This window comes from Protofrankia sp. Cr1 (assembly GCF_963555865.1).
Lineage (GTDB): Bacteria > Actinomycetota > Actinomycetes > Frankiales > Frankiaceae > Protofrankia.
In genome coordinates this window covers 7,885-14,748 of record NZ_CAUVXO010000078.1, presented here as the reverse complement: position 1 = coordinate 14,748, position 6,864 = coordinate 7,885, and the positions used below count along the sequence as shown (strand labels likewise).

Annotated in this window: 7 protein-coding genes; 2 read left to right on the top strand and 5 right to left on the bottom strand. The window is 70.5% G+C overall.

From position 1 onward, the window contains the following. Together U9980_RS09410 and U9980_RS09405 are read left to right on the top strand one after the other, a co-directional pair. A partial coding sequence (locus U9980_RS09410; protein ID WP_322767578.1) for an FGLLP motif-containing membrane protein occupies positions 1–1,509 on the top strand: 1,509 nt, incomplete at its 5' end. Between the two features lie 99 nt (positions 1,510–1,608). Beyond that, the gene (locus U9980_RS09405) at positions 1,609–2,226 is read left to right on the top strand and encodes a class I SAM-dependent methyltransferase (RefSeq protein WP_322767577.1); all 618 of its coding nucleotides are present in this window, start codon (positions 1,609–1,611) and stop codon (positions 2,224–2,226) included. Here the strand turns inward: U9980_RS09405 and U9980_RS09400 are convergent. The 5 genes from U9980_RS09400 to U9980_RS09380 all read right to left on the bottom strand — a co-directional run. After that, entirely contained in the window at positions 2,185–3,279 is a 1,095-nt protein-coding gene (locus U9980_RS09400) for a hypothetical protein (protein WP_322767576.1), read from the bottom strand. The genes U9980_RS09405 and U9980_RS09400 overlap by 42 nt on opposite strands. Next, positions 3,266–3,997 (bottom strand): class I SAM-dependent methyltransferase, encoded by a 732-nt coding sequence (locus U9980_RS09395; RefSeq protein ID WP_322767575.1) that lies wholly within the window; start codon positions 3,995–3,997, stop codon positions 3,266–3,268. Before U9980_RS09395 ends, U9980_RS09400 begins: the two co-directional genes overlap by 14 nt. Next, a complete protein-coding gene (locus tag U9980_RS09390) occupies positions 3,991–5,322 on the bottom strand; it encodes a glycosyltransferase family 4 protein (RefSeq protein ID WP_322767574.1) in 1,332 nt (443 codons plus the stop codon). The genes U9980_RS09395 and U9980_RS09390 overlap by 7 nt, the downstream gene beginning before the upstream one ends. A gap of 127 nt (positions 5,323–5,449) precedes the next feature. After that, positions 5,450–6,262, bottom strand: coding sequence for an amidohydrolase family protein (locus U9980_RS09385; protein ID WP_322767573.1), 813 nt, complete (start codon positions 6,260–6,262; stop codon positions 5,450–5,452). 38 nt (positions 6,263–6,300) lie between these two features. Continuing rightward, positions 6,301–6,864: MarR family winged helix-turn-helix transcriptional regulator (locus tag U9980_RS09380; RefSeq protein ID WP_322767572.1), on the bottom strand; the 564-nt coding region annotated here is incomplete at its 5' end.

Sequence of the window (6,864 nt, the reverse complement as noted above, 5' to 3'; positions counted from 1 at the left end):
TCGTCGGCGCCCCAACCCACCGCAGGTCCGGCATCCACCGCGGTTGCCGGCACTACAGGGTCGACCGGTATGCCCACAGGTGGCCAGGGTGCACCGGCGACCGCAGGGGCACCGGTCCAGGACGCGGCGGCTCCCGGTACGACCGCTTCGGACGGGGCCTCTTCGGACGGCGGCATCCCGGGACCGGCGGCACCGACCGGGTCCGCCGAGCCCGGGGCGGGGTCTGCGGCGGCTCCGGGGTCGACAACGTCCGGCCGGGCCGGCGATGGCGCCGGCACCGGGAGTTCCGATGGCTCCGGCGGTTCGGGCGGTTCGGGCGGTTCGGGCGGTTCGGGCGGGACCGGCCGGGGCGGCTCCGGGGCACCGGGCGGCCAGGCGGGCGACACCGGCGGGCAGCTGCGTTCCGGCTACGCCCGGGCGCTGCCGACCCCCGGTCAGGTCTTCCGCCGTCCCGCCCGGGTGGGTGTCGCGGCTGGGCTGGCCGTGCTGCTGCTGCCGCTGGTCGGCTTCGCCGCCGAGCTGTTCCACAAGACGGTCCACCACAACCAGGACATCCTGCGGCGCTGGTTCGCCTGGGCATCGCCGTTGCCGGTCCGGGCTGGACAGCTGCCGCGACCGCTGTTGGTTCCCGGCTTCTTCCTGCTTTCCACGGCGCTGGCGGTGCTGGTGGAGCCGGGGGTCGGGATGAACGCCGCGACGGCCGCGCTCGTCGTGGGATTCGCGGTCGCGATCCCGCTCGGTGTGCTGCTCTACAGCAGGTCCATCGACAGCTACGAGCGGCGGGTCTGCGGTGGCACAGGGGGCGCGCTGGAGCTGCTGCCCGGTGCCGCTGTCGTCGCGATTGGCTGCGCCCTGCTGTCCTGGGGCGCCGCGTTCAACCCCGGTTACGTGTACGGGCTGATCGCAGAGTATCGCGCCCGCGGCCGCCGTCGCCTCACCCGGCGGACCGAGGGCCAGGCGGTCCTGCTCGGCACGTTGGTGATGCTGGCGGTCGCCGTGGCGGCGTGGCTGGTACGTGTCCCGGTGAGCTCGGCGCTGGCGCGCCACGGGTCCGGGCCACCGGGGTTCGCCCTCGCGGTCATCGAGAACGTGCTGTGCCAGGTGGTGGCGGGCTCGATTGTGGCCGCCCCGATCGTCCTGTTGCCCATCCATTACATGGACGGCCGCAAGCTGTGGGAGTGGAGCCGGCCGGCCTGGGCTGCGACCTGTGCCGTCGCGCTGACGCTTTTCGCGGTCCTGGTGCTCGACCCGTCCGGACTGCTCGGGATGGCCACCGGGCAGGTCTGGGCGCGGGCGGTCTGGCTGTTCGGCGGGTTCGCAGTGGTCTCCGTGCTCTTCTGGGCCTTCTTCCAGATCGTGCCGGCACGTCTGCTCGGCCGGCCGGAGGGCACGCCGGGCGATACCAGCGCAGCTACCGTACCTCTCACCGTCCGTCACCGCGCTGCGCAGGCTCCATCGCTGCGCAAAGAGCATGATCGTGCTGCTTCTCGACCGGACGGCGCCTGGTAGTTACGGCACCTCGGTAGTTACGGCACCTCGGTAGTTACGGCACCTCGGTAATTACGGCAACTTGGTAGGACGGTCCGGAAACGGGTGGGAGGAACTGGCGTGGACGTTGCATTGCGGCAGGCGGCTGAGGCCGCGACGGGATTCATGCCGCCGGGGGAGGGGCTCGCCCTGTACAGCGCCGCGGCGACGGTGCCCGCCGGCGGGCTGATCTGCGAGATCGGTACATACTGCGGCAAGTCAACGCTGTATCTGGCGGCGGCGGCCCGCCAGGTAGCGGCGACGGTCGTCACCGTCGACCATCACCGCGGTTCGGAGGAGAACCAGCCGGGTTGGGAGTATCACGATCGGTCCCTCGTCGATCCCCGCACCGGTCGGCTCGACACGCTGCCCTGGCTGCGCGCCACCCTGGACGCGACCGGGGTGGCGGACGTGGTGACGGTGGTCGTCGGCCGCTCCGAGGCGGTGGGGCGCTGGTGGACGACACCGGTCAGCCTGCTGTTCCTGGACGGTGGGCATACTCGCGCGCAGGCACAGGCCGACTACAGTGCGTGGGCACGGCACATCTCGCCTGGCGGTCTGCTTGCCATCCACGATGTGTTCCCGGACCCGGCGGACGGCGGTCAGGCGCCCTTCGAGGTGTTCCAGCGGGCACTGGTCGAGGGATTCACCGAGCGGTCATGCACAGGATCGTTGCGGGTGCTCGAACGCGCCGCCTGACCCAGCGCAGTCTGACTCGTGGCCGGGCGCCGGGCGCCACGCAGGCAGGTCGTCGCCGCGGAACGCAGCCTCGGTGACCCCACCGGCGAGGGTGTCGACGGCGAGCAGGACCGCTGCGGCCGTCCATGTGCTCTGCTCCTGGGGCCAGTACACCTTTTCGGCGAACTGCCAGCCCGTCCAGTAACTGCCGTCGACGTGCCGCAGGCGTTGAACGTCGCGGACCAGCGTGGCCGCGGCCCCGCTCTTCCCGACCAGGTGCAGGGCGATCGCCAACTCGCAGGTTTCGGCACCGGTGACCCACGGCTGGTCGGCCACACATCGGGCGCCCAGGCCCTCGACGACGAAGTCGTCCCACCGGCTGCGCAGCCTGGCCCGGCCATCCGACCCGCGCACCGCACCGCCGATCACCGGGTAGTACCAGTCCATGGACCAGCGGCGCTTGTCCGCGAAGCGCTCCGGATGGTTGCCCACGGCATGGCGCAGCGCGCCCACGGCCGCCTCCCAGCCTGGCGGCGTCTCGCCGACGAGGGCGGCGATACCGAGTCCGCAGCGCAGGCTGTGCAGGGTGCTGGAGCAGCCGGTGAGCAGCGCCTCGGGGTAGGCGGCGCCGCTGGCCGAACGGGCCCACCAGATCTGGCCGCCGGTGGCCTGCAGGGCCACGACGAAGTCGAGTGCCCCACGCACGACCGGCCACATCCGGTGCAGGAATGCGCGGTCGCCGGTGGCGAGCCAGGTGTGCCAGGCAGCGGTCGCCACGTACGCGCACTGGTTGCTGTCGGCGAAGTCGTCCTTGATCTGGCCATCGACATAGCTGGTCGCCCACGATCCGTCGGCCCGCTGGGTACGGCGGATCCAGTCCCAGGCGGCGTCCGCGGCGTCTGGACGGCCGGCGATCCGCAGCGCCATCGCACACTCAAGATGATCCCACGGGTCGGTGTGTCCGCCGGGATACCAGGGGATGGCGCCGTCGGGTTCCTGCACGGCGGCGATGGTGTCCGCGGTCTCGGCGATCGCGGCCGGGGCGAGTAACGGTGTGGATTCAGCCGGCCGCACGCGAAACCTCCGGTTTGCGCAGGTACAGGACGACGCTCTTGCCGATCAGCGGGTTGAGGATCCGTTCGGCGACGCGGGTGGGCCAGGGCCGGCGCATCATGTCCCAGACCAGCACCCGGTGGTAGAGCCGGGTAGCGGGATGATCGTCGTTGTGCACCCCCACCAGGCAGCGCAGCCACCAGTACGGAGCGTGCAGGGCATGGGCGGTGTGCTCGTCGACGGGCTCCAGCCCTGCGGCGCGCAGTCGGTCCAGTAGATCATGTTTCCGATAGATGCGGACATGCCCGCCTTCCACGCTGTGGTAGGCCTGGGAAAGGCTCCAGCAGATCTTCTCGGGAAACCAGGCGGGGACGGTGACGGCGGCGAGCCCACCCGGGCGTAGCACGCGGGCAAGCTCCGCCATGGTGGCGACATCGTCCGGGATGTGTTCGAGGACCTCCGCGGCGATGACCCGGTCGAAGGCCGCGTCGGCGAACGGCAGCGCCAGCGCGTCCCCGCGCACGCAGGCGCCCCGGGCTTGCGGTCCTACCGGCTCGTGGGCGGCCATCGCGGCGAGTAGTTGCCGCACGCCGGTGACCTCAGCTGTCGCATGGTCGAGGGCGACCACGTCCGCCCCGCGCCGGAACGCCTCGAAACTGTGCCGGCCCGTGCCGCAGCCCAGATCGAGCAGGCGGCATCCCCCGGTGACCGGGAACCGGTCGAAGTCGACCGTCAACATGGACGTGGGCCGGCCGCCGACGTGTGATCGCGCCTGGACCGGACCGCGTCGATCCGCTCGCAATACCATGCCGCGGTCGCGCTGGCCGCGGCTCGCCAGGAGAACCGGTCCTCCACCCGCTGCCTCCCGGCGGCGCCCATCCGCGCGCGCAGCGCCCGGTTGTCCAGCAGCCGCCCGATCGCGGCGGCCAGCGCCTCGGCGTCCCCGGGCGCGACGAGCTCGGCGGCCTGCCCTGCCGGCCCGACCACTTCCGGGAGCGCGCCGGCCGTGGTCACCACCAGCGGTAGGCCACAGGCCATCGCCTCGACCGCAGGCAGGCTGAAGCCCTCGTACAGCGACGGCACCACGGCGAGCTCCGCCGACCGCAACAGTGTGACCAGGTCGACGTCGGAGAGATTCGACTGGAACGTCACGACGTCGGCGAGGCCGAGCTCCTCGACCTGGCGCGCGGTGGCGCCACCAGGCCGGGCCATCCCGACGCACATCAGATGGGCGGCGCGCTCGACGCGAACCTTCGCGAGCGCCTCCAGCAGCACTCCCAGTCCCTTCAACGGCACGTCCGCGCTGGTGACGACGACGATGCGACCGGGCGTCGGTGTCGTGGCCGAGGTGCCGGTGCCGGTGCCGGCTGGCCGGAAGATGTCCGAGTCGACACCGAGCGGGACGGTGCGGATGAGCTCCGGTACCACCCCCATGTCAGTGATGATCTCGTGCCGGGAGCTCTGGGACGGGACGACGATGCCGTCGAGGCTGCGTGCCACCCGGGCCTGCATCGGGAGGAAGGAGTACCAGCGGCGGATGCCGATACGTGCGGTCCGGTCGGGCGCGGCCGCCAGCGCAACGCGTCGGTCGACCGTGATCGGATGGTGCACGGTCGCCACGACCGGAACCCCGTGCGGGCGCAGCGCCCGGCGTAGCGCGAGCAGTCCGTAACCGAGGCCCTGGTTGTCATGCACGATGTCGAAGTGGGGTGGGCGGCCCGCGCTCGGCCCCAGGGCGCGAGCGGCCCGGATGCTGAACGCCAGCGGCTCGGAGAACTGGCCGGTGCGCATCAGGCCGAATTCGACGATGTCGGCGACGGTGCGTAGCTCCCGTGGGGACGGCCAGCGGAACGGGTCGGACGTGGCGTACAGGTCAAGGCTGGGCAGGGTGCGCAGGTCGACCCCGGGGTCGAGCAGGGGGTAGGGCGGCCCGGTCAGCACCGTGACCTGATGACCCAGCGTGACGAGTTCGCGGGAGAGATGCCGGACGTACACGCCTTGACCGCCGCAGGTGGGGAGACTGCGGTACGACAGCAACGCGATCCGCAACGGTGTCCTCTCCATAGCTTCAGACCGGTCCCATGTCGGTCCCGGACTGGTTCCAGCTCTGGTCGCATGCCAGGGTGACAGTGAGCCGTTTCCGGAACATTAGGGTATATCCGGTTGATCTTCGTGAGATCGCCGAGCGCACTCAGATCGCGAACACCCGTCGGGCGTTGCCAGCCAGGAACAGTTCCCGTGCCTGCGGGTCGAGGTCGAGGTCGGCCAGGCCGTCCAGTGCCCGGCCTGGTGTGATCATCGGAAAGTTGGAGCCGAACAGCACCTTGCTGCGCCCGCGCCCGCGCATGTACTCGACCAGTTCGGTCGGGTAGCGGTGGGTGGCGTAGGCGGAGGTGTCGATGTGGACGTTCGGGTACTTCGAGGCCAGGGCGATCATCTCGGTGGTCCACGGATGGCCGATGTGCCCACCGACGATCACCAGTTCGGGAAACTCCAGGGCTACGTCGTCGAGGTAGGGGATCGGCCTGCCCGTCTCCGAGGTCCGCAGGGGTCCGGTGTGGCCGACCTGGGTGCAGAACGGGATCCCCAGCTCGACGCACTCGACGAACAGCGGATAGTAACGACGGTCGTTGGGAGGTAGCGCCCACAGCCACGGTAGGACCCGCAGCGCCCGCAGACCCAGGTCGTGAACGGCTCGCCGAAGTTCGCGAACGGCGGCGATCGGGTAGCGAAGGTCGACCGCCGCCACCCCGGTCAGCCGGTCGGGGAATCTGGCGACGAAACCGGCGACCTCGTCATTGGAGATCAGCGGCCCGCACGGGCCGACCCAGGCACAGATCAGACCGCGTTCGACGCCAGCCTGGTCCATCGCGGCGATCGTATGCTCCAGCGGAGGCGCCACGGTCGGATTCTGCGCGCCTGTCCAGCGGTGCAGCGATGCGAACATGTCGTCCTGAAGGAAACGCAGCGTCGGATGTTGCAGCCATGCGTCGATGATCGTCATCGTCCGTGACCTGCTTCCATGATTGTAGAGCGCCCGGCTCAGCTCGTCTCGTCGGCGAGTCGCGCGAGTGCGCCCCCGGCGCGCATGAGGTCCGCCAGATCCTGCCGGCTCAGCTGGGAAAGGCGCCGGGAGTACCAGTCGTCGACGACGCGCCGGGACTCCGCAACGGCGCTGAGACCTTTGTCGGAAATCCGCACGATGAACTGGCGACCGTCGTACTCGTCGTTTTCCTTGATTGCCAGACCCCCTTCGATCAGCGTTGCCAGCGCGCGTGTCATCGATGGTTTCCGGACACCTTCGAGACGGGCGAGTTGTGTCGGTGTCAGCGGCCCCATTCGTTGCAGAGTGGAAAGGGCTGAGATCAGGCTGAATGGCAACGCCCGCGGGTCCCGTTGGCGTTCGGCCCGTTGCGAGCGCGCGAGCTTGGTTATCGAGGTTCGCAACGTGGCCACGAATACCGGGTCGAGGCGGTCGTCGTCGTGCGGGCCGGTGCCCTTACCCCCGCCGTCGGCGGTGGTCGGGTACCGGCCGCGTCCGGTGGACGACGGGCCGCTGGTCGATCGCACGGGCACGGTCATCGCCAGATGGTAACGATGTCCGCG

Coding starts and splice junctions, on each gene's coding strand:
- U9980_RS09395 (WP_322767575.1), bottom strand. CDS start 3,997: ATGTTGACGGTCGACTTCGACCGGTTCCCGGTCACCGGGGGATGCCGC.
- U9980_RS09390 (WP_322767574.1), bottom strand. CDS start 5,322: ATGGAGAGGACACCGTTGCGGATCGCGTTGCTGTCGTACCGCAGTCTC.
- U9980_RS09385 (WP_322767573.1), bottom strand. CDS start 6,262: ATGACGATCATCGACGCATGGCTGCAACATCCGACGCTGCGTTTCCTT.